At 40.8% G+C, this 22228-nt stretch carries 21 protein-coding genes; 17 read left to right on the top strand and 4 right to left on the bottom strand.

Annotated features, from left to right (window positions below):
• Positions 1–51 precede the first annotated feature (51 nt).
• Positions 52–654, bottom strand: coding sequence for an acyl carrier protein phosphodiesterase (locus tag QNM16_RS05815; protein WP_284019608.1), 603 nt, complete (start codon positions 652–654; stop codon positions 52–54).
• A 240-nt stretch (positions 655–894) separates the two neighbouring features.
• On the opposite strand from QNM16_RS05815, the gene QNM16_RS05810 reads away from it, so the two are divergent.
• From QNM16_RS05810 to QNM16_RS05795, 4 genes are read left to right on the top strand one after another with little or no spacing between them, the layout of a single operon-like run.
• Entirely contained in the window at positions 895–1644 is a 750-nt protein-coding gene (locus tag QNM16_RS05810; protein WP_284019607.1) for an ABC transporter permease, read from the top strand.
• Between the two features lie 2 nt (positions 1645–1646).
• The gene (locus QNM16_RS05805; RefSeq protein ID WP_284019606.1) at positions 1647–2312 is read left to right on the top strand and encodes an ATP-binding cassette domain-containing protein; all 666 of its coding nucleotides are present in this window, start codon (positions 1647–1649) and stop codon (positions 2310–2312) included.
• Positions 2313–2315: 3 nt separating this feature from the next.
• Positions 2316–3353, top strand: a complete 1038-nt coding sequence (locus tag QNM16_RS05800) for an MlaD family protein (protein WP_284019605.1) — start codon at positions 2316–2318, stop codon at positions 3351–3353.
• On the top strand, positions 3346–4158 hold the full coding sequence (locus tag QNM16_RS05795) for a hypothetical protein (protein WP_284019604.1): 813 nt from the start codon (positions 3346–3348) through the stop codon (positions 4156–4158). Before QNM16_RS05800 ends, QNM16_RS05795 begins: the two co-directional genes overlap by 8 nt.
• A gap of 12 nt (positions 4159–4170) precedes the next feature.
• Here QNM16_RS05795 and QNM16_RS05790 read toward each other — a convergent pair whose 3' ends face one another.
• Entirely contained in the window at positions 4171–5346 is a 1176-nt protein-coding gene (locus QNM16_RS05790; RefSeq protein ID WP_284019603.1) for a GGDEF domain-containing protein, read from the bottom strand.
• 191 nt (positions 5347–5537) lie between these two features.
• On the opposite strand from QNM16_RS05790, the gene QNM16_RS05785 reads away from it, so the two are divergent.
• Together QNM16_RS05785 and QNM16_RS05780 are read left to right on the top strand one after the other, a co-directional pair.
• On the top strand, positions 5538–5876 hold the full coding sequence (locus QNM16_RS05785; protein WP_284019602.1) for a gamma-glutamylcyclotransferase family protein: 339 nt from the start codon (positions 5538–5540) through the stop codon (positions 5874–5876).
• Positions 5877–5965: 89 nt separating this feature from the next.
• Positions 5966–6850, top strand: a complete 885-nt coding sequence (locus tag QNM16_RS05780; RefSeq protein WP_284019601.1) for an ABC transporter substrate-binding protein — start codon at positions 5966–5968, stop codon at positions 6848–6850.
• Position 6851: 1 nt separating this feature from the next.
• Here QNM16_RS05780 and QNM16_RS05775 read toward each other — a convergent pair whose 3' ends face one another.
• Complete coding sequence (locus QNM16_RS05775; protein WP_284019600.1) at positions 6852–7880, bottom strand: LacI family DNA-binding transcriptional regulator; 1029 nt, start codon at positions 7878–7880, stop codon at positions 6852–6854.
• Between the two features lie 280 nt (positions 7881–8160).
• Between QNM16_RS05775 and glk the strand changes: the two genes are divergently transcribed.
• The 6 genes from glk (at position 8161) to adk (ending at position 14903) form a co-directional block, all read left to right on the top strand.
• Positions 8161–9177: a glucokinase gene (gene glk / locus QNM16_RS05770; protein WP_284019894.1), complete on the top strand. Its 1017-nt coding sequence runs from the start codon at positions 8161–8163 to the stop codon at positions 9175–9177.
• A 12-nt stretch (positions 9178–9189) separates the two neighbouring features.
• Entirely contained in the window at positions 9190–10200 is a 1011-nt protein-coding gene (locus QNM16_RS05765; RefSeq protein WP_284019599.1) for a LacI family DNA-binding transcriptional regulator, read from the top strand.
• Between the two features lie 271 nt (positions 10201–10471).
• A complete protein-coding gene (gene edd, locus QNM16_RS05760; protein WP_284019598.1) occupies positions 10472–12325 on the top strand; it encodes a phosphogluconate dehydratase in 1854 nt (617 codons plus the stop codon).
• A 22-nt stretch (positions 12326–12347) separates the two neighbouring features.
• On the top strand, positions 12348–12968 hold the full coding sequence (locus tag QNM16_RS05755) for a bifunctional 4-hydroxy-2-oxoglutarate aldolase/2-dehydro-3-deoxy-phosphogluconate aldolase (protein WP_284019597.1): 621 nt from the start codon (positions 12348–12350) through the stop codon (positions 12966–12968).
• A 16-nt stretch (positions 12969–12984) separates the two neighbouring features.
• A complete protein-coding gene (gene gap, locus QNM16_RS05750; RefSeq protein WP_039609764.1) occupies positions 12985–13989 on the top strand; it encodes a type I glyceraldehyde-3-phosphate dehydrogenase in 1005 nt (334 codons plus the stop codon).
• 269 nt (positions 13990–14258) lie between these two features.
• The gene (adk, locus tag QNM16_RS05745) at positions 14259–14903 is read left to right on the top strand and encodes an adenylate kinase (protein ID WP_063364027.1); all 645 of its coding nucleotides are present in this window, start codon (positions 14259–14261) and stop codon (positions 14901–14903) included.
• A gap of 187 nt (positions 14904–15090) precedes the next feature.
• Here adk and QNM16_RS05740 read toward each other — a convergent pair whose 3' ends face one another.
• A complete protein-coding gene (locus QNM16_RS05740) occupies positions 15091–17316 on the bottom strand; it encodes a GGDEF domain-containing phosphodiesterase (protein ID WP_284019596.1) in 2226 nt (741 codons plus the stop codon).
• A gap of 332 nt (positions 17317–17648) precedes the next feature.
• On the opposite strand from QNM16_RS05740, the gene tmk reads away from it, so the two are divergent.
• Genes tmk through QNM16_RS05715 form a run of 5 tightly spaced genes read left to right on the top strand, consistent with a single transcriptional unit; the run spans position 17649 to position 22186 of the window.
• Positions 17649–18284, top strand: a complete 636-nt coding sequence (gene tmk, locus QNM16_RS05735) for a dTMP kinase (protein WP_284019595.1) — start codon at positions 17649–17651, stop codon at positions 18282–18284.
• 28 nt (positions 18285–18312) lie between these two features.
• Positions 18313–19218, top strand: coding sequence for a DNA polymerase III subunit delta' (gene holB, locus QNM16_RS05730; RefSeq protein ID WP_284019594.1), 906 nt, complete (start codon positions 18313–18315; stop codon positions 19216–19218).
• 5 nt (positions 19219–19223) lie between these two features.
• Entirely contained in the window at positions 19224–19550 is a 327-nt protein-coding gene (locus QNM16_RS05725; RefSeq protein WP_284019593.1) for a PilZ domain-containing protein, read from the top strand.
• A 10-nt stretch (positions 19551–19560) separates the two neighbouring features.
• A complete protein-coding gene (locus QNM16_RS05720; protein WP_284019592.1) occupies positions 19561–20361 on the top strand; it encodes a TatD family hydrolase in 801 nt (266 codons plus the stop codon).
• A gap of 25 nt (positions 20362–20386) precedes the next feature.
• Positions 20387–22186: a metallophosphoesterase family protein gene (locus QNM16_RS05715; protein ID WP_284019591.1), complete on the top strand. Its 1800-nt coding sequence runs from the start codon at positions 20387–20389 to the stop codon at positions 22184–22186.
• Positions 22187–22228 lie beyond the last annotated feature (42 nt).

The following is a 22228-nucleotide window of genomic DNA, read 5'->3' as shown; positions in this document are numbered from 1 at the left end:
TTAAAACCATAATTTCAAACAATGCAGAAGTTGTAAACAGCAAAGCGAGTGTTAATTATTTGAGCCATATTGCTTTTCAGGACCGTGGTAATGGATATGCTCAATAAGCTCAGGAAAAAAAATTAAAAAAGACTGCTCAAGTAGTTCAAAGTGGTCAGAAATCTCGATGCCTATGCCATGAAATCCATTTTTAAACCGTATCCTGTTTGCAATATTATCAAGCGCTTGAGCAGTACCAGTAAATGAGCTGTACTGGGTAAACCAATCGTGCGTAATGACATTTTTTATGACCTTTTGCATAGGCGGGTGCATGATGGGCAGCTTTTGACTAAGAAGCAGATAACTATTATTTTTGAACTCTTCAAAATGACAATCGCTAAACTGACCCCAATGTTTAATCAATAAATGGTCGTACAAAACATCAATTGCAATACCTGAAAAGCGCCTACGTTTGGCTGTAAATAATGCTTTCGATTGCTTAACTTGTGGGTGAGAGTCAGTGAATTTGTCTACCAATATATGATTGGCTAGCGCTCTTTTTGTTTTTAGAGATAGGTTTTCTGTGTCTAAACCTTTTTGGAAGTCACCAAGCAAGTTACCATGATAAGATTCTGCATTATTTTGCGCGAGAAATAAGTGGGCTAGATAATTCACATATCACCATTTTATCATATTTGGAAAAGTCGTTAATTCACTATTATTACTATGCGGGCAATGGATAAATTATCAATAAGCGCGAACTGAAAACCTTCCCTTTAACAGTTGTTTCCCTAAAAAGAAAATTATTGAAATCACGGCCACTAACTAAGTTGTTCTGCTAATCTTAATTTATGAGCCCATACAAAGACGACCATTGATGCCTGATCTACTGAACTTTGATAGCGAGGTACAGTTATGATTGCATATGGATTTTTGCCTTTTTCTGCCTACGTTATCTCAGATTTTATCTTCTTTCATCGTAATCGATCTATAAGTGTTGATGTGCTTGTTAGACAGGTTCGCTTTACGGGAGTAGAAGCTCTCGGGTTAGTGGTATTAATAGCCATGTTGATTGGGGCGCTGATTATTGTACAAGGATATCCGCTGTTAGCCGCGATAGGCCAAGGCAATTGGATTTACGATATCTTGATTTCTACCATAGTGCGCGACTTGGGACCATTTATAGTGTGTTTTATCGTATTAGCTCGTTCAGGGACCGCAATCACTACCGAGCTTGGCAATATGGTTGTCAGCAAAGAAATTGATGCATTAGTGGCGATGGGCGTCTCGCCTATTTCTTATCTTGTAGCGCCTCGTGTACTGGGCATGGTTATATCCCTGATCCTGCTCATGAGCTACTTTGTAGCGTGTGGTATTTTTGGCGGTTATTTAGTCAGTAACGCATTTCAATCAATCCCCGTAAGTACATTTTTCGCGAAACTAGTTAGTGAATTACATTGGTTTGATATAGTTATCATGCTCTTGAAAGTCGCATTATCAGGTCTGTTCATTAGCTTAATAGCCAGTTATCACGGGTTAACAGTGAACCGTGCTATCACTGAAGTGCCGCAACGAAACATAAAGGCGGTTGGCAGAGGGCTTATTTCAATTTGCTTAATTCATGTTTCACTGACTTTGCTCTACGTGATAATTACAGGCCGATAGTGATGCAGATTGAGTTTAAAAATATCTCCCACAGTGTGAAAAGCAGGGTCATATTTAGTGATATAAACGCCCATGTAAACAGTGGTGAGTGTTTAGTTGTGTCTGGACGCTCAGGTTGTGGGAAGACCTTATTTTTTAGCATTGCCAGTGACATCATCAGACCTGATGGAGGGGAAGTACTGATTGATGGCTGCAATGTGCATCAAATGAATGCGCAAAAATATGCTGACTTTCGAAAAGACTTAGGCGTGGTATTTCAATTATCAGGGCTTATTTCAAATTTAACCCTAGAAGAGAACTTTTTGCTGCCATTAAATCGCCACTGCAAAGAGTTAGATAAAAAGGAGAAATACAACCGTATAAATGCCCTAGCAGAGGAGTTTGCTTTGAGGCAATATTTGCCACAGCGGACCGAGATGCTTTCATCTGGTCAGGCATCTTTGGCGGGTCTTGCCCGCGCACTGTTGTTGAAGCCTAGAGCAGTGATATGGGATGCACCCATGACGGAAATTGATGAGCAATGGAGCCATTATGTGTTGAAACTTTTACTGAAACTTAAAGATCAAGGTACAACATTAGTTTTATGTTCAAATCGAAAAGAGGTGATCAGTAATTTGGCGGATGAGCAGTTAGAGCTTAACGAACTGTTCTGTTTGTCGGAGTGTTAGAGCATGCAACACAGTGTAAATAAGACAAATAATATCGTACTGGTTTTTGGCATTGCGGGTATTTTGATGTTGTTGACACTGACCTCAATGATCCTGGTAAACAATCATACCTTTGCAGATAAAACGTATTATAAAACTGTGCTTCAAGACGCGAGTGGGTTGAGTGCGCTGCCAGCTATTTACTTCAAAGGGTTAAAAGTAGGGCGAATAGATGGATTTAGGTTGAATCACGACACCAATTTGATAGAGGTTGATTTATGGATATTTCAGGAATACCAAAGCAAGGTTGTCGAGTATGCGGTATTAGCCGGCGAGCAGCATCCAATTTTTGATGATGTAACGACCTTTGAGCTGATTTTACCTAATAAAAAACATGTTGATAGCTATGTGCAATTGGCACCAAATAGTTTTATTCCACATATTAACAGTGAGCTAGGTAAAAGTTATGTGGAGCAGGGGGCTATTGCTCAAAAAGGCGATGATATTGAGAGCATACTCGCCAGTATTAATCAACTTTTACAGAATTTTCAAAAAGAAGACAACCCTGAGGCTGGAGCGATATTTAGAGTCTTAGATCGTGTGGCTAAGATTAGCGATAATTTGATGGTGGTGAGTGAGGAGGTCAGAAGCAGTGATTTACTGCCAGATGCCGAGCGGACGTTGGCTCAAAGTCAGCAGGTACTTGAACAAATGCCAAAAGTATTAGCCCAAATTAATACCACACTGTTAACGACCGAGCGCCTAATGGGACAAGCTGGCACTACTTTAAGTAACTATGCATATCCAGCTCAGATTGTCGGTGATATCACAGAAGGTCAATTGCCGATTGTACTGAATAACCTTAATGAAAGCCTCACAGTGATGCAAACCATGCTTAAAGAAGTGCACAGCGAACGAGAGCAATTTGCCATTGCAATACATAGCATGCAGCAAGTATTAGATAAAATGGATAAAACCTTACAAGCGCTTAATAATCACCCCATTTTGAAAGATGGTATTGAAAAACAACCGCAAACCACAGGGATAGAGATGCATGATTAGAGGTTTGGTATTGGTAATAGTGTTTGTGTTGATAAATATAAGCTGCTCAAGCGCCCCTGAAAAGCAATATCGCGTGACAAAATATTTAGATTTGGCAAATACTTGGATGGCGCGAGGAGATAGGAAAAGGCAAGAGGAAAAGCTTGATCTTGCTTTAAGTAATTATAACACGGGCCTTAAATATGCTCACTTACGGAATGATTTAAAGTTGATGGGGGTTTTGCAACTCAAGAAGGCAACGATTTATATAAATCAAAGTCGATTTGAACCTGCTTTAAAGCTCATTGCTGAGGCTCAAGCACTGCATAAATATGAAGGTGCTGAATTAGAACTCCCCATAAGAGCGTTAGAAGCAAAGCTGGCACATGCAAAAGGTCACTTTAAAGAGGCATCAGCCTCTGCTTTGGCGCTAAGCGAGGCATATAAAGATGATAATGAACGCAGCATTTACTATCGCTGGTTAGGTGTAATGTACTCAAGCGACAGTATAGTACTGTGGGAAGAAATGGACAGAGATTTGCGCTTGCTGAATAACCTGAAAGCGCGTGGTGAGCTTGAAAATATAGAAATATTATCATTTGTTGTATATAACAATGCTCTGTGGAAAGTGCGTGATAAGCATGCACAGGCACAAATAGCAATTGAGCAGGCAATCGCACATTTTTCAGAGTTAGAGTTGACTAATAAGGTTAGAGATTGCTACGCGCTTGCTGTTAAATTATATCAAGCTCATGGGAGTGAAGATAAAGTGGATTATTTTCTAAAACGTTTGGATAGTTTTAACCCGCATTCAAAAGCGCAATAACCGTTGTGCTTATCATACGTCTTCTATTAAGTGTAGCTCACTTCGATTTCTGCCATTGTGCTTGGCTTGATAGAGTGCATTATCCGCTTGTAATTGGGTCGCTTCGAAGGCTGCTTTTGAAACAGTTTCGGTGCTAGCAATGCCTGCACTCAAGGTCACTTCACCAACTTGTTTGTTGACTTGCACTAAGCTGTCAGTAAAAGCATGCCTTACTTTTTCGGCCAGTTGCAGTGCATGGGCAGGATTGGTATCGAACAAAACGATACAAAACTCTTCTCCTCCCCAGCGGGTAACAAGGTCTGATGCACGCACCGATGCATGCAGTTGCCTCCCTACATGAGCAAGAATTTGGTCGCCAGTTAGGTGTCCGAACGTATCATTTATTCTTTTGAAATGATCAATGTCTAGCATAATAACAGTTAAGGAGCGACATTTTCTCTGTGAGAGGGGCATGATGTTATCAAGGCATTTAGTAAGACCACGACGATTGAGTAGTGCTGTTAATTCATCATGATGGGCAGCGTATTCGAGTTTTCTCACAAACCTTCCGGCACTGAGTAACATGAGTAAAGGAATCCCTGCGACAATTCCAATTAAAGCCACTACCCAAGTGTAACCGCCAACCCAACTAAACTGCTCTCCGATACTGGGTAATGCACCGAATGCACCATAAAGAGTATATAGAAAACTTAAAATCAGCTCTAAAAGCACAACAGATACGGTGATTTTTACAGCGATATATTCGTTTTTATCTTGCTTGGCATGTTGCCACAGGACCCAAGCATAATTTGCTCTAACGCAAAGCAACCAAACTCCAATCACCAACAGCCTGATTGAGCGGTCCGGTATAATGAGCGTAAACACCAAAGATACCACCAAAATGGGGACGAACAGAAGTAACACCTTTTGCTTTGATGGTGGACTATGTACAAAGTGCCAAGCCCCAATTAACCAAAATGCATGCCCGACAATTAGACAGGTATTAAAGGTTACAACCATGATACTTCTGGGTAACTCTTGCAGGGTTAACTGAGAAAGGTAAGCAACAGATAGAATACCAAGTGCAATTGCCCAATATCGCGCACCCTCAATAGTCTGACTCATCCTTGTTATGGCACTCAATACAATTGCCCCAGTCATTGATGCGATGAAAAGTGAGAGCATTAAGGTTAAGTCATGAACTTGCACTTATTACATGATCCTTATCAAGCCATAGGAAGTGACTTTAAGTTGAATTTTGCCCAAAACTTGGAGCCCAATAAAAGCTTAGCAAATGTTGATGCTTTTGCATGAGTTTGCCGATTAGATAGCTATTTATTTTGGACCATAATTTGCAATTATTACTATATTTTAATGATAGAAGTAGTGTGGAGGTGAATGTGAAGCAGAGTACCAATAAGTTATTTATATATGGCTCTTTAGCGCCAGATCGTGAAAATGCAAGCGTGTTGGAGCCTTTGAAAGCGACGTATCAGAAAGGCTGGGTAAAAGGTAAACTTTATGAGCAAGGCTGGGGCGCAGCTATGGGTTATCCCGGGATTGTATTGAGCGCCGGTGGAGATTGGATTGAAGGCTATTTGGTCAGATCAAGCAAGCTTAACGATTTTTGGCCGGTGCTTGATGAATTTGAGGGGCAAGAGTATACGCGTCAAGAGTGTGAAGTGAAAACAGCCTCTGGAGAGTGCCATAGAGCTTACATTTACACATTAGTCAGCTAAATCCGTGAAAGTCTACGCCAACTATTATCGGAACTATATAGATTATGAAAAAAATTTTGTTTTTTTTATTGCTAATTCATAGTCAAGCTATGGCGGAACCTATTCGAATTATCGTAAATGATTGGACGAGTCAAAAAATCCTCGCAAATATTGCAGAACAAATATTTATCCGACTAGGTTACGAAGTAGAACTGATCACAGTGACTGTAGATGAACAATGGTTTTTATTAAAGACAAATAGAGCCGATCTGCAATTAGAAGTGTGGCAAGGCACTATGGAGGATAAGTTTAATCAGTTGCATCGTTCGGGAAAAATTGTTGATTTAGGGGAGTACTCTGTCAAGACGCGAGAAGATTGGTGGTATCCTTTGTATGTTAAAGAGATGTGCCCTGGGCTACCAAATTGGCATGCACTAAGAGCGTGTGCAGATTTATTCAAACGTGCAGGCTCAAGAGGAAAAGGTGTTTATGTTGCAGGGCCATGGGAAAAGCCAGACAGGGCACGGATCAAAGCATTAGACCTCAATTTTATTGTTAAACAAGTTGATGAGGGTGAGGAAATTTGGCAAGAGCTTAAATATGCGATAGAGAAGCAACATGCAATTTTGGTATTTAACTGGACTCCCAATTGGGTTGGTGCGGTTTACCCTGGAGAATTTGTAGAATTTCCGCAATACGCTAAAGAGTGTGAAGAAGATAGCAGTTGGGGTGTTAATTCTGAATTAGTATATGATTGTGGCAACCCCAGATCGGGCTGGTTGAAAAAGGTTTCAAGCCGACGCTTTGCCGAACGGTTTCCGTGCTTAGCTGGTGGAGTTAAGAGGTTTGATTTAACAAATGAAGAAATTGAAACTCTGTCCGCCCAAGTTGATGTCCATGGGCGCACAGTTAAACAAGCAGCACTGGATTGGGTTAAAACCAATAAACTATTGTGGGAAGAAATTTTTTCGACTTGCGAACCTCAGTTGAATTAATTTACTGAGATGTTGACTGCCTAAGTATCAATTTGGGTGGCAATAAAGTGTCTGTTATATCTTCACCTCGGATTAACGAAAGCAGGTTAGTGACAAGCATTTGCCCAGCAAGTGTTGTATTTTGTTGGACCGTGGTTAAAGATGGCGTGATATAGTTTGATGCAGCAATATTGTCAAAGCCAATGACATTGACGTCTTCTGGTATTCTTAAGCCCGCTTCTTTTAATGCTTTGATAGCACCAATGGCAATTAAATCACTGGCGGCAAACAAAGAATCAAATTTTACATTGTTGGCCAACAGTGAATGCGTCGCGTGATAACCCGATTCTTCTGTCGATATAGCATTCGCAATGTGTCTCTCACCGCATGAAATACCATGGCGTTCTAAAGTCTCTTGAAAACCTTTAAATCGGGTTAAAAATTCAGGGCTGTGTTCCGAGGCGTCTCCAATAAAAACGCAGTTTTTTCTTCCTTTTTCGATAAAGTGTTGAGCTGCCAATTGGCCACCGCCAAAGTTGTCACAACTGACAGTTAAATCGGGTCTGCCTTCGACGTTTGCGCCCCAGCACACAAACTTGGTATTTTGTGATAGCAGGCTTTGTAACCTTGATTGGTAATCCATGTAATCACCATAGCCAAGCAAAATGATGCCATCTGCACGATGACTGTCTTCGTATTCAGCACGCCAATCTTGGCTGATAGATTGGAAAGAAACCAATAAGTCATATCCTTCTTTTGCACATGCTCTGGTGATACTACCGAGCATGTTTAAAAAGAAAGGATTTATTTGAGATTCGTCACCGGTAGGATCTTCAAATAATAAAATAGCCAAGGTCGCGCTTTGCTGAGTGCGCAAATTACTGGCATTTTTATCAACTTTATAATTGAGCTTCTTAGCGACCTCCCACACTTTTTTTCGCGTTTCCTCATTTACAAGCGGGCTATTTCTAAGTGCCCTAGAGACTGTTGATTGAGAAACGCCTGCAAAATGTGCAATGTCAAAGGAGGTTGCTTTACCTTTTGTTTTCATGTTCAAAATTAGTTTAATTGAGTCTTGAACATTGTCTTTGATTATTTTTTTTTTGCAACCAATTTCATAAAAGGTGTAAATTTTTATTGATGTACTTTGACACCGGTGTCATAATGTCGGTGTTTTATCATTTTGTTGTCAAAACGTATTTGGCTGCCCTGAATAAGGGCAGCTCTTTTTTCAGCCAGCGTGCAAAGTTTCGGCTGATTATGATTTGGGATAACAAGTGGGGCTAGCCCCAATAGGTGTTTGGAACACCGCAACAACAGAGAAAAACAGCATGAGCCAGACAACACTTAATAGTTTTAATGGTCATGACCGTGCGTTCGAGCCGATTATCGTTGCCGATATTGGTGGTACTAATGCTCGATTTGCCGTCGTGACAGGATACGATTTAGACTCTAATCAGTTTACAATTGCCCATCAACTTACTTTTCCAAGTGCAGAGTTTCAGTCCTTTGAAACTGCTTTATCAGCTTTCCTCGATTCACTGACTATTTCAAAACCTTCTAGAGCTTGCTTTGCCGTTGCAGGACCTATCAAAGGACATCAAGTATTTTTAACTAATTTGGGGTGGAATTTTAATACCCAAGATGTTCAGAAACAATTTGGTTTTGAGCAATGTGCGGTGATTAACGATTTTGCGGCATTTGCTTATGCAGCGCCTTATCTAAAAAAAGAAGACAATATACAGATTAAGGCAGGACAAGCAGCTGAAGGTGCAAACATTGCTGTTATGGGACCTGGTACTGGGTTTGGTGCAGCTTGTCATGTTAGCGATATCCACAGCAGCTCAGTCTTGAGTTGCGAAGCTGGGCATATTAGCTTGGCAGCAGTAACGGAATTAGACAGGCAATTATTACAAGTATTAAAAGAAAGCATTGGGCATGTTTCAGTAGAAACAGTGTTTTCTGGCCCAGGGCTTGCGAGGCTTTACAAAGCAATGGCGCAGGTCAAAGGTGTACAAGCCGAAGATTTAAATGCTGCACAGGTAAGCGCGAAAGCGGGAGAGTGTGAAGTATGTGATGCGACACTCAATCAGTTTTGTGACTGGATTGGCAGTGTCGCAGGTGATCTTGCGTTAACTTTCGGGGCGTTAGGTGGCGTGTTTATTGGCGGTGGGATTTTACCCCGCATGACTGAACGGCTGATCTCAAGCAGGTTTGTTGAAAGGTTTACAGAAAAAGGGATAATGTCTCAGTACGCTGGGCAAATTCCAGTAACTCTAGTTGTGCAGGATAATATTCCTCTAATTGGAGCGGCAGCATGTCTGCATAGCCGTAACCAATTTTCATAAATTGGAATAAGTATGAAAAAAGTAACCATTAACAGCGTAGCTGAGTATGCTGGAGTATCGAAGAAAACGGTCTCTAGAGTACTCAATAATGAGCCTAATGTTAGTCCCGCTACGCGTGAAAAGGTACTCAAAGTTTTTAAAGAGCTCGACTATAAGCCAAACCCCATTGCGCGCGGACTGGCGCGCAATAAAAGCTTTATCATTGGGTGTTTATATGACAATCCAAGTAAGAGTTATATAACTCGGGTGCAAAGCGGGGCTTTAGAAGCATGCCACAAATTCAACTATAACTTGCTTATTCACCCATGCGAGCTAAGAGGTGACGAGCTGATTCATAATGTTGATCAATTGCTGACCACGTCGAGGCTAGATGGTTTGGTATTGACGCCGCCATTCTCTGATTCACAAGAGCTAATAGATTTTTTAAAAACACAGAATATCCCGTTCGCACGTGTTGCATCAGCTTTAGAAGACGATACCTCTATTTCTGTACGCAGTAATGATGAGCAGGGCGCATATGAACTTACTGAGCACCTGATATCACTTGGTCACAAAGAAATTGCTTTTATTAAGGGTCACCAAGACCATAGTGCAACTGAAAAACGCTTTAGTGGGTATCAAAATGCGTTACTTAACCATGGAATTGAATTTAACGAAGATTTAGTCGCACAGGGTAACTTTAGTTATCACTCGGGTGCTGATAGTGCAAAACAGATTTTAGATCTGGAGCCAATGCCAACTGCGGTTTTTGCATCTAACGATTACATGGCTGCAGCGGTGTTGAAGCTTGCAACGCAAAGGCAGCTAAGAGTCCCAGAGGATATTTCCATTGCAGGTTTTGATAATGCACCGATCGCCAGACATATTTGGCCGGGTTTGACTACAATTGCGCAGCCGGTAGAGGAGATGACTCGCCAAGCTGTTGAGCAATTGATTTTGCAAATATCTGATCCTTCCACAGAAGTTTATCAAAAAGTGCTTGAAGCAAAGCTCATTACTAGAGAGTCGACTGCTGAAAAATAACCAGTTTTAATTACATCTACTTGCCAAAAGCCCAATCCCTAGCGATTGGGCTTTTTTTGTCCATAATTTAGATATGAACCTAATTTAATCTAAATTTAATGTTCAATAGGTTGACACCGGTGTCATGATTGTGAGTTAATACAGTGACACCGGTGTCAGGTTGAGGTGAGAGACAACCTGTCAGCGTACCTTTGAACGGGTAAATCAAAGCTGCTCAGTACATGTGAGATGTGCTGAGCCTTTTTCCTCTAAACATGCAGAGAGGCGGATTATGTTGCATCCTCGAATTCAAGAAGTTACTGAAAGAGTCGTTAAACGCAGCCAGACAACTCGTAGTGCCTACCTTAAGCGTATACAAGAAGCAAAAAAACAAACACGCGTAAGAGCTGGACTTGGGTGTGGTAACTTAGCACACGTAATGGCTGCTTGCTCAAGCAGTGATAAGGCAAGACTAAAAGCTGACGATCAGCCAAACCTAGCGATTATCAACTCTTACAATGACATGCTTTCTGCACATGTTCCTTATATCGAATACCCAGACTTAATTAAAAAGATAGCGACAAAGTATGATGCGACAGCACAGGTTGCTGGCGGTGTACCTGCGATGTGTGACGGTGTCACGCAAGGTCGTGATGGTATGGAGCTGTCTTTATTTTCACGTGACGTTATCGCGATGTCTACCGCAGTTGCGTTGTCACACGATGTGTTTGACGGTGTGTTTTGTTTAGGTGTGTGCGACAAGATTGTACCTGGACTTTTAATAGGTTCACTTTCTTTTGGTCACTTACCAATTTTCTTTTTACCAGCCGGCCCAATGGAGTCTGGTATTCCAAATAAAGAAAAAGCGCGAGTCCGTCAAAGCTTTGCACAAGGCCTAGTTAGTCGTGAAGAGCTATTAGAAGCGGAAAGTGCTTCATACCATAGTGCGGGCACTTGTACTTTCTATGGCACTGCAAATTCAAATCAGATGCTGATGGAGATCATGGGTCTTCATTTGCCAGGAAGTTCATTCATTAATCCGTACACTGAGTTACGAGATGGGCTAACAGCCAGTGCTGTGAAAATGATGCTTGAACAACTAATTGAAACTAAATCGGCCAACCCAATTGGTGAGATTGTTGATGAAAAGACCGTTATCAATGGGCTAGTTGGTTTACTCGCGACAGGTGGTTCTACCAACCACGCAATACACCTAGTTGCAATGGCGAAAGCTGCTGGCGTACAGATCACATGGAAAGACATGGCAGAGCTGTCAGAAGTGGTGCCTCTTTTAACTCGAATTTATCCAAATGGTTCAGCGGATGTAAACCACTTCCAAGCAGCTGGTGGTATGGGTTTCTTAATGCGTGAACTGCGCGATGCGGGTTATTTGCATAATGATGTTAAGACCATTGTTGGTGAAGGCCTAGACGATTACACCAAAGAGCCAGTTTTAGATGTTGATACCAATGTGATCATGACCAACAGTGAAGGCCCAAGCAAGGTTAAGTGGGTACCATGTCCTGAAAACTCTTTAGATGAAGATGTGCTTAGACCCGTATCGAATCCATTTAACAAGCAAGGTGGCTTGCAGCTATTAACAGGTAATTTGGGTAAAGCGGTCATTAAAGTGTCAGCCGTTGCCGAGAAACACCAGTTTGTTTCTGCACCTGCAAAAGTATTTAGTTCACAGGCATCTCTTCAAGATGCGTTTGCCAATGGCGAACTAAATCAAGACTTTATTGCTGTGATTAAAGAGCAAGGTCCTAAAGCCAAAGGCATGCCTGAACTACATAAATTGACGCCAGTAATGGCAACCTTGCAAGACCAAGGTTATAAAGTTGCGATTGTCACAGACGGTCGTATGTCAGGTGCGTCAGGTAAAGTACCTGCGGCTATTCATCTAGCGCCAGAAGCCGTCGAAGGCGGTATTATCGCGAAGATCCGCGAAGGCGACATGATCACGTTAGATGCGCCAAATGGTGATTTAATTTTACATGTTTCAGATGAAGAACTTGCAGATCGCGAATTAGAACTCACTCAACCAGAGCTGACATTTGGTACAGGCCGAGAGCTATTTACCGGGTTTAGAAATATGGTGAGTAGTGCGGATATGGGTGCTAGCGCCTTTGGTATCGATGAATAAAAATATTGGGGATGGGGTAAATATGAAAATACAAGAAATCTTATCGGCAGCTCCCGTAGTACCGGTAATTGTTATAGATGAATTAGAAGATGCAATTCCGCTGGCACGTGCTTTATACAATGGTGGATTGCGTGCTCTTGAAGTGACTCTGAGAACACCTGTAGCGGCTGAAGCTGTAAAGCAAATCAAAGAAGCATTACCAGAAGCATATGTTGGTACTGGCACAGTTGTAGACAAAGCTTCTTTTGAAGCGTCGGTTAATGCGGGCGCAGATTTTATGGTTAGTCCAGGCGTGAGTTCAGAATTACTAGAGCTTGCTAAAAGCAGTGATATTCCATTTTTACCAGGTGCTGCTACACCAAGTGAAGCAATGGAACTAGCGTCACATGGCTTTAAGTTTCTAAAGTTTTTCCCAGCAGAAGCAGCTGGTGGTGCACCTATGCTTAAGTCAATTGGTGGACCTCTTCCGCAAGTGACATTTTGCCCAACAGGTGGGATATCACTTGAAAGCGCGCCTAAATACTTGGCGTTAAACAACGTAGTTTGTGTTGGCGGTACTTGGATGTTGGATAAATCGCTAATTGCAAATAAAGACTGGCAAGCCATCGAAGCGCTTGCAAAACAAGCAAGTGAAGTTAAATAATTAGGGGAATGTAATCATGATCAACATCGCAATTAATGGCTATGGCCGCATCGGTCGCAACGTACTACGCGCACTTTACGAATCAGGTCAAAATGACCAAATCAAGATTGTTGCTATCAACGACCTGGCGCCAGCAGAAACAAATGCCCACTTAACTCAATTCGATTCTGTACATGGTCGTTTCAATGAAAAGTTGACACTTGCTGGTAATACTTTAGTTATCGGTAATGATGAAATTACGCTAACTCAAGAGCGAGATCCTGCAAACCTTCCTTGGAAGGCATTAAATGTTGATATCGTACTAGAATGTACTGGTATTTTCACATCTCGAGAGGCTGCTGCTAAGCACATCGAAGCGGGCGCAAAGAAAGTTATCGTTTCAGCGCCAGGTACGGATTTAGATGCGACAGTAGTTCACGGCGTTAATAGTGATGTGTTAAACGAAAACAGCAATATTATCTCAAATGCATCATGTACAACTAACTGTCTTGCGCCAGTTGCAAAAGCATTGAACGATGTCATTGGCATCGAGCAGGGCAGCATGACTACAATTCATGCATTTACAAATGACCAAAACCTATGTGATGTGTACCACAAAGACTTATACCGTGCTCGTAGTGCAACACAGTCTATGATCCCGACCAAAACGGGTGCTGCAAAAGCAGTTGGTTTAGTATTGCCTGAGCTTGCTGGTAAACTTGATGGTATGGCGGTTCGTGTCCCTACTGTGAATGTTTCTTTGGTTGATTTAACTTTTGTTGCTAAGCGCGAAACTACGACTGAAGAAGTAAACGAAATTGTAAAAGCTGCTGCAGAAGGTGCGATGGCGGGTGTGCTTGAATACAACACATTGCCACTTGTATCAATCGACTTTAACCATAACCCAGCATCATCAGTATTCGATGCAACGCAAACTAAAGCAGAGGGTAAACTTGTTAAAGTGATGGCTTGGTATGATAACGAGTGGGGCTTCTCAAATCGTATGATCGACCAAGTTAAAGCACTTGGTGCATTCTTATAATTGCAACTAAGTTTAAAATAAAGCCCTGCAAGTTTGCAGGGCTTTTTTATGCGTAGTGATCCTCTTGAGCGCTTAACTGAAAATGCAGTTTTATAAACCTGCGAATTTGGAGCATGGTTTTTGCACAATAAGTTGATTATGTTCATGTACATTCGAGATAGGGTACAAAACCTCTAATCAATTGGTATAAGTGACTTGAGTATCAAGGCGCAATATGAAAAAATTCCAACCAATTAAAATACAGTAAACTCAGAATCGAGGAACATAATATGCGCATTATCCTTTTAGGCGCGCCTGGTGCTGGTAAAGGCACTCAAGCTCAATTTCTTATGGAAAAATTTGGTATCCCTCAAATCTCTACAGGCGATATGCTTCGCGCTGCTATCAGCGAAGGCACACCGCTAGGTTTAGAGGCAAAAAAAGTGATGGATGCTGGTCAACTAGTTTCTGATGAAATCATCATAGGTCTAGTTAAAGAGCGTATCGCCAAGCCTGACTGTGAGAAAGGTTTCCTATTAGATGGCTTCCCTCGCACTATTCCTCAAGCTGATGCAATGAAAGAAAATGCGATTACTATTGATCACGTTATCGAGTTTGATGTTGCTGACGAGATCATTGTTGAGCGTATGGGCGGTCGTCGTGTACACCCTGGTTCTGGTCGTGTTTACCATGTTGTTTACAACCCACCTAAGGTTGAAGGCAAAGACGATGAGACTGGTGAAGACCTAATTATTCGTGCTGATGACACAGAAGAAACTGTTCGCAAACGTTTAGGTATCTACCATGACCAAACGAGACCGCTTGTAGATTACTACAACAAAGAAGCTGAAGCGGGTAATACGCAATACCACAAGCTAGATGGTACGCAAGCTGTAGACGCTGTAAGTCAGCAGCTTGGTGAGTTACTTGGTTAATTAGGCAATTAATTAGCTTTCAACCCAGTTGTGATACGACTGGGTTTTTTTTGCCTAAAATTTGGCTGCATCACTGACATCTAAAAGAAAAATGCGCCTGAAAACTCAAGCGCTAAAAAATCTTAAGGGGAAATTCAAATGCCAAACAAATCTGTTTAAGCAAGCACATTAAACACTTTTTTGATGACTAATTTATGACAGTGATTTGTTTAGTTTTCCTGAAGTCAAAATCACTCGCACTGCGGGGTTTACTAAACCAATAACCTTGATATTCAGTAATGCCTAGTGCATCTAAACGTTCGAAGTCTTGTTGTGTTTCAACACCTTCTGCTAATAACGCAATTTGCATATTTTCACATATGGTTTTAAGTCCGAGTAATAGTGAGCGTTGTTTTTTAAGATCACTAATATCTGATATTAAACTTCGATCTAACTTCAGCCTTTGTATTGGACACTCAAGCACTCGAGCAATATTTGAATACCCAGTACCAAAGTCATCAACACTTAGAATGAAACCAAGTTTGTTGAGCTGTTCCATAATGTGATTATGGTCTTCAGCGAAACTATATTCAGTTAGCTCTAGTTCAATAGACTGGGGTGATACACCGTATTGAGTAGTTATTTCTTTAATTGAAGTAATGAACTTAGGGTCTTCAATATCTCTTGAGCTAATATTAATTGCGACAGGCACAGTAATGTCGGGCGTACTAGTTAAAAGTTTGCAGACCTTTTTCAACATAGTTCTTGTGACTTGGTTTACTAGACCAAATTCTTCTGCGATAGGGATAAATTGAGAAGGTGGAACCCAGCCCAGAAGGTGATTATGCCACCTTGCTAGTGCTTCATAACCAATAATCTCTTTGTTGGCATTATGCTTACTTTGCAAATATAGTTTTAATTCACCTAGCTCGATGGATTTTTCAAGTAGTAAAGCCATTTCATGTCTTGCTAAAGTTTGTCTGCGAGTCATTTGATCAAAAACGGTGATCATTTGGTTTGGCGCTCTAAGCTCACAGGCTTGTAGTGCATTTTTTAATAATCTCTCGGCGATATAACCGTGCTCTGGGTATGTAGCAATCCCAATAGCATACTTAGAATGAAATTGATGCTGCCCAAGTTTTAGCCAAAAGTCGAGTTGTTTGTGCCAGCGGCGTGCAATGTCTTTTAACGGCGCCTTTGCTTCTACTAATATGGCTATTCGTCCTGCACCAATATAAGCAATTTGGTCTAATAACTCAGCATCTTGCTCTACAATTTGGTTTATTCGTGCATAAAGTGTGCGGTGTTGCTCTCCATCAATCATGTAATCAAGCACATGCTTGTTTAAATTATCAGCGATCAATAAGGCAAAAGGTTCACCTCTATCTATATGTGCTTGCAGCTGCTCTAGTAACCATGTTTTATTTGGGAGGTTGGTTGCCTTATCAAAGTACTTGGCTTGTTGATGGGCAACATCGAGGGTGAGTAAGTCTTGTTGAAGCTGTTGTTGATCTGACACATCTTGCAAATACCAAGCTTTAATATCGTTTGAGTGTTGCTCTTGTGCTGCTACTTCAATACATTTCTCATCTACGGTAAATGTTTTTGGTATTGCATCAACGAGTTCACTGTCGTAAGTAAGGTAATCAACATTATCTGGTGTAATGCGTGACAGCTGCAATGGCAGAGGTTGAGTCTGTATGTTTAGTAATCTTTTCGCCTTATCATTCGCTTCAACAATATTAAGTTCGTTATCAACTAAGACAATTGCATTGAATGACTTTTGGAAAAAACGCTGGTAAATCTGCTTTTGTGATTTTAATAGGGTGTTATTATCATGCATGTGCTGGTTTAAGCGGTTTGCCGCTAGGCTTGTTCTCCAAACCGCAAGTGGAATACAACAATTTAAGAAAAAAAACAGTAAAAGCTGAATGTGTAAAACAGCATCCACCAACATTCTGTTTTCTTTTGGCACGACAGAAATATCTATGTTTTTTAGTATCAGTATGAAAGGCACAATGTTTAACAAAGCATAAAAAACAGCTGTTCTTTTCCCTACTAATATCAGTGCAATGATAGGTGTAATGTATACGAATATAGAACCCAAGTGAGCAAGTTCAATACTAGGGATAAACAATTTGATCATTACACCAGCAGTGATAATACATATTAGCAATAAGTGTGCGGTGAGATAAAAAGAGCGGTTACTCAATAATAATAAAGCACCAACTGCGAGCGTAAACCCAGTAGTCAAAGCAATAACATAGTTCAACTTATAATCAATTGCAGCCGGTAAGCTATTTAGAAAAATGCCTAAGCACAGTATTAAACCCGTCGCCAAAATAATACGAAGGGCGCTTAGTCGCCATGTAGGTACGTTTACTTTTGGTTTTTGTTCTTCTTCAAGTAAGAAAAATCGGCTTAATGTACTCAAAACTAAATATTTCGTATTATTATTTTGAACAATACTAAGGTCTAACTGTACACAATTCAATGACAAATCAGCGAAATAAAGACTTAAATCAATTTGATTACGTTGTCATTTTTAAATTATCTGAGATAGATCAACTCAGGTTGGTTTTTTTTTAAACTTCATTGTTAATTTTAAGTTGCGGTTTATTGGGTCGAGTAATAAATAAAGCTCTATATATACAGTACTGGTGACTGATTAGTGTGCAAAAGAATTAGCATGTACTGATAAAGGTTAAAAAAAACGGTAGTATAGGGCACTTATACACGACCAAAATTAAGTTTGAGTGATTGATAATGAGCAAAGGGTTCATGCTAGTTTGCGATGGCAGTAATGGCGCAGGCAAAACAACAGTGATTAAGGGTATTGAAGCTTACCTAACTTCTAAAGGCTATGAAGTGGTACTAACTCGTGAGCCAGGTGGTACAGAAATTGGTGAAAAGATCCGTGAAGTTATTCTTAATCCAGAGACCCCTCAAATGACGGACATTGCAGAATTAATGTTATTTGGCGCAGCACGCGCACAGCATATCGAAGAAAAAATAAAACCTGCACTCGCTGCTGGTAAAGTGGTTATTTCTGACCGTTTTGATGCTGCAACCTTCAGCTTTCAACATTATGCAAGAGGCATTGATTTAAAGATCATTAAAACAATTAATGATTTGGCGCTAAACGGATTTAAACCTGATATGAACATTATTTTAGACCTTGAACCAGAGCTTGGCTTACAGCGAGTTCAGCAACGAGGCGAGGGTTTAGATCGTTTAGAAGACGAAAAAATTGATTTTTTAAAGAGAGCCAGAGACGGATACCTAGCGCAAGCAAACGCACAACCAGAGTTATTTACTGTTGTGGATGCTCGACATTCTCAAGAGCAAGTATTGCAACAGTGTCTTAAAGTGGTGGATGAGCTGGTGATGCGCAATTCATGAAGTATAAATGTAATCAAGGTGCGGCATAATGTTTCCTTGGATTGAATTAGTTAGATCTCAAATGCAAGAAAGCTTTGAACGCAATCGCTTTCATCATGCACAGTTGATCCACGGGTTAGTTGGTGTTGGAAAAACTGCGCTTGTACAAAGTTTAAGTGAAGATCTACTGTGTATGAACAGCGGCCTCAACAGCTGTGGTCAGTGCAAAAGCTGTTTGTTACTGCGCGCCCAAAACCATCCTGATTTATTACATTTAGCGTCCGAGTCAGGAAGTATCGGGGTTGATGAAGTCAGGACATTGAATGAATTTGTTTTTCACTCGGCGCAGCAGGGTGGTAACAAGGTTGTTATCATTGAGCAAATAGAAAAAATGACTGAGTCAGCTGCAAATGCGTTACTCAAAACATTGGAGGAGCCTGCAGCTAAACGATATATCTTGATGACGTGCAATGATATATCCAAGGTTAAGGCAACTGTGTTGAGCCGTTGTAATCAAGTACGGGTGGCAGTGACAGATGGAACTGTAGCAAAGCAATGGTTAGCAATGAAAGGAATTTCGAGTGATGCACACTTGTGGGCTGACAGTTTCGCTAATCAGCCGCTGCTACTTGAACAGTGGTCCAATCAAGGGATTATGCCTGAAGTGGATTATTTATGGAAAGTAGCGCATGATATTACAAGCATTTCTGATATAAGTGCACTTGAAAGCTCACTTGCAAAAGGCACTAGTTTGCATACCGTGTTTGCGCGCTTTTTAATTTCTGCTGTTAAGCAAGAACTAGTGGCTGATCAAATTAATTTTGTGCAGTATCATAATTGCACACAGCAAATTAAAAAATATATGTCTGATCATCATAAAATTTTGGGCATAAATAAGCTTTTGAGCTTGTCCAACTTGGTATTTGGACTTCAGCGCGTGCTAAAACAGGATTGAATATCATGCAAGAATTATTAGTCGATATTGAAGACAACGACGAGTTATATCGCAGTTATATGCCATTTTTAAAAAATGGCGGCATGTTTGTAAAAACCAATAGCCGTTTTGATATGGGGACACCAGTGTCTATGAGGCTGATGCTACCTGACGCGTTGGAAGAAGAAGAAGTGACAGGTAAAGTCGTTTGGATCACGCCTCAGGGGGCACAAAACTCAAACCCACCGGGTGTAGGTATCAGTTTTGATACTGAGTTTGAATTGTTAAACGATAAAATAATAAAAATATTGGGTACTGCACTCAATTTAGATAAACCAACATATACGATGTAAGAAAGTAGTAATGATAGTAGATTCACATTGTCATCTTGACCGTTTAGATTTTGACAAGTTAGATATTCAGTTGCCAGAAGTCTTGCAGGCTGCACGCGATAAGCAAGTTGAACACTTTTTATGTGTCAGTGTCACGCTTGATCAATTCCCTAATATGTTGAAAGTCATCGAGCCGTTTAAAGATGTGTCTGCATCATGCGGTGTACATCCTTTGAATCAAAGTGATGCGTTAAATAAAAATGAGCTACTAGAGTTAGCTCAACATCCCCGTGTTGTTGCTATTGGTGAAACCGGATTAGATTACTATTACGCGAAGGATACACATCAAGTTCAACAGGAAAGCTTCGCCGGACATATAGACGTTGCAAATGAACTAAAAAAGCCACTGATAATTCATACAAGAGATGCAAGAACGGATACCATCGACATAATGAAGGCCCATAACGCCCAAGATTGTGGCGGTGTTTTACATTGCTTTACTGAAGACTGGGATATGGCGAAAAAAGCAATTGATATGGGTTTTTACATTTCGATTTCAGGGATAGTCACATTTAAAAATGCGGTTGATTTGCAAGAAGTAGTGAAAAAGCTACCTCTTGACAGACTTTTGATTGAAACTGACTCTCCTTATTTAGCGCCGGTCCCCCACCGTGGTAAAACTAACCAACCAGCTTATGTTCAGGATGTAGCTTATTTTGTTGCGGATCTCAGAGGGCTGCAATACAAAGAGCTTGCACACGCGACGACCGAAAATTTTTACCAGCTTTTTAGTTTAGCAAATCGCAGTAATCAAAGTAGTGAATCAATCTAACCTTCCCCTATTCTTGTGCGGACCTATGGTCCGCAGAGCTGAGCCTCACCAGATTTGCTTGCAGTTCGTTACTACGAGAAAAACAAATTTAAAGGTTGAGTTAAAGGGGCACCAAACGTCATCAGAGCAAACTGACATTCGCCTAGGTGATGCGCTATTTTTGACTTTTGTATGTGTTACTCCGCGACAAGGGGAGTTTAAGACAGACGAAGAGATACCTTATCAGCTTTTCAATGCAGGCGAAAAGGTTGAACTAACCAGTGTGAGCTATCAAAATTCCCCCCAGATAGTTGTTCCCAAGATATTAAAAAATGTACTGCATGGTTCGTGCAGAAATCCACATCACCCAACTAAAGATAGCCTTGTTGAAGCTGATTCTTATATGGCTCAAAGCTATAAGAATAGTAATGAGCGAGCGAGCTTGCTGATCTTATCAGGTGATCAAGTTTATGCTGATGATGTCGCTGGCCCAATGCTTGTGGCAGTTCATCAGTTAATTGACATACTTGGGATATATAAAGAACAAGCATTAGCTTTGACGCTGCCAAATACAATGGGTGACCAGCTTTACAACAGGGACTCTTTTCTCCCCAAGGAGCCTTGGAACAATCGAAGTAAATTCACGTTGGGTTATTGGTTACGAAAAGATGAACCTCATTTTTCCAGTGTTAAAGCAGCTAATCATCTTGTCTCGATAGAAGAGTTTGTGGCTTTTTATGTCTTAAACTTCAGTGCTAAGGCATGGCAGCTAGTAGCCCCTTTTGAATTTGACATTCAAAGCTTGAGCGCAAAGCAACAAACGTTATTTGAAGCTGAATCAAGGGCACTGAAAGAATTTATTGTAACTCTACCTAGCGTGGAAAGATTGATGGCCAACGTTTCCACATTAATGATGTTCGATGATCATGATGTGACAGATGATTGGAATTTAACGCCTAGGTGGGAGCAAAATATTGCCAATTCTCAAGTTAGTAAGCGCATTGTCAATAATGGGCTGATCGCATATTGGTTGTTTCAAGGTCTTGGCAATGATGCGCACCAAGTGTCAGGACGTTTGTTAGCCGGATTTTCCGATTCTTTAAAAGATAATGTTTGGCACTTCAAAAGTTTTGATAAAAAAATAAATCGATTTGGCCAATGGCATTATTGTTTAGATACGACACCTAAAGTCGTTGTGATCGATACAAGAACACACCGGTGGAGAAGCGAGCAAGATTTTGATGAGCCCAGTGGCTTAATGGATTGGGAAAGCCTGATGGAGTTACAGGAAGTACTGATTAATCATGAAAGTGTACTGTTGGTAAGTCCTGCGCCAGTGTTTGGGGTGAAAATTATTGAAACCATTCAGGCAATTTTTAATGCTTGTGGCGAGCCATTAGTTGTTGATGTTGAAAACTGGATGGCTCACGAGGGAGCAGCAAGAAAGCTTATTGATATATTTAAGCGAGAAGATACACCTAAGGAAACAATTATTCTATCTGGTGATGTACATTATTCATTTTGTTTTTCGGTTCAGGCGAGGTTTGGTCGTCATGACAATCGGATCTGGCAGCTAACTGCTTCGGGGATTAAAAATGAGTTCCCCAAAGGGCTATTGGCGATTTTGGAAAAACTGGATATTGCTTTTTTCGCTACTTGGAGCCCATTTAACTTATTTACAAAACGTTGGCAGCTGGCTGTTTCTAAGCATAAATCTGATTATGAAAATGGTCGGTATTTGGTTTCGGACTCTGCGATTAGCTTGGTGAGTATGGATGAGGGTAAACTGGTCAAATACACTCTACTTCACGGTACAGGCGAAGTAACCCAATTTGATTTAAACTAAACATCACGTATTAAAGCGCTACACGCAGCTTTTGCTATAGTT

It is taken from the genome of Pseudoalteromonas umbrosa (assembly GCF_030125375.1).
Lineage (GTDB): Bacteria > Pseudomonadota > Gammaproteobacteria > Enterobacterales > Alteromonadaceae > Pseudoalteromonas > Pseudoalteromonas umbrosa.
This window is presented reverse-complemented; position numbering and strand designations above follow the sequence as displayed.

Bases quoted from the DNA above. Each gene is read 5' to 3' on its own strand.
- QNM16_RS05775 (WP_284019600.1), bottom strand. From the start codon at position 7,880: ATGAAAACAAAAGGTAAAGCAACCTCCTTTGACATTGCACATTTTGCA.
- adk (WP_063364027.1), top strand. From the start codon at position 14,259: ATGCGCATTATCCTTTTAGGCGCGCCTGGTGCTGGTAAAGGCACTCAA.
- QNM16_RS05800 (WP_284019605.1), top strand. From the start codon at position 2,316: ATGCAACACAGTGTAAATAAGACAAATAATATCGTACTGGTTTTTGGC.
- tmk (WP_284019595.1), top strand. From the start codon at position 17,649: ATGAGCAAAGGGTTCATGCTAGTTTGCGATGGCAGTAATGGCGCAGGC.
- QNM16_RS05810 (WP_284019607.1), top strand. From the start codon at position 895: ATGATTGCATATGGATTTTTGCCTTTTTCTGCCTACGTTATCTCAGAT.
- glk (WP_284019894.1), top strand. From the start codon at position 8,161: ATGAGCCAGACAACACTTAATAGTTTTAATGGTCATGACCGTGCGTTC.
- QNM16_RS05780 (WP_284019601.1), top strand. From the start codon at position 5,966: ATGGCGGAACCTATTCGAATTATCGTAAATGATTGGACGAGTCAAAAA.
- holB (WP_284019594.1), top strand. From the start codon at position 18,313: ATGTTTCCTTGGATTGAATTAGTTAGATCTCAAATGCAAGAAAGCTTT.
- QNM16_RS05725 (WP_284019593.1), top strand. From the start codon at position 19,224: ATGCAAGAATTATTAGTCGATATTGAAGACAACGACGAGTTATATCGC.
- gap (WP_039609764.1), top strand. From the start codon at position 12,985: ATGATCAACATCGCAATTAATGGCTATGGCCGCATCGGTCGCAACGTA.
- QNM16_RS05805 (WP_284019606.1), top strand. From the start codon at position 1,647: ATGCAGATTGAGTTTAAAAATATCTCCCACAGTGTGAAAAGCAGGGTC.
- QNM16_RS05755 (WP_284019597.1), top strand. From the start codon at position 12,348: ATGAAAATACAAGAAATCTTATCGGCAGCTCCCGTAGTACCGGTAATT.
- edd (WP_284019598.1), top strand. From the start codon at position 10,472: ATGTTGCATCCTCGAATTCAAGAAGTTACTGAAAGAGTCGTTAAACGC.
- QNM16_RS05795 (WP_284019604.1), top strand. From the start codon at position 3,346: ATGATTAGAGGTTTGGTATTGGTAATAGTGTTTGTGTTGATAAATATA.
- QNM16_RS05715 (WP_284019591.1), top strand. From the start codon at position 20,387: ATGGTCCGCAGAGCTGAGCCTCACCAGATTTGCTTGCAGTTCGTTACT.
- QNM16_RS05720 (WP_284019592.1), top strand. From the start codon at position 19,561: ATGATAGTAGATTCACATTGTCATCTTGACCGTTTAGATTTTGACAAG.
- QNM16_RS05765 (WP_284019599.1), top strand. From the start codon at position 9,190: ATGAAAAAAGTAACCATTAACAGCGTAGCTGAGTATGCTGGAGTATCG.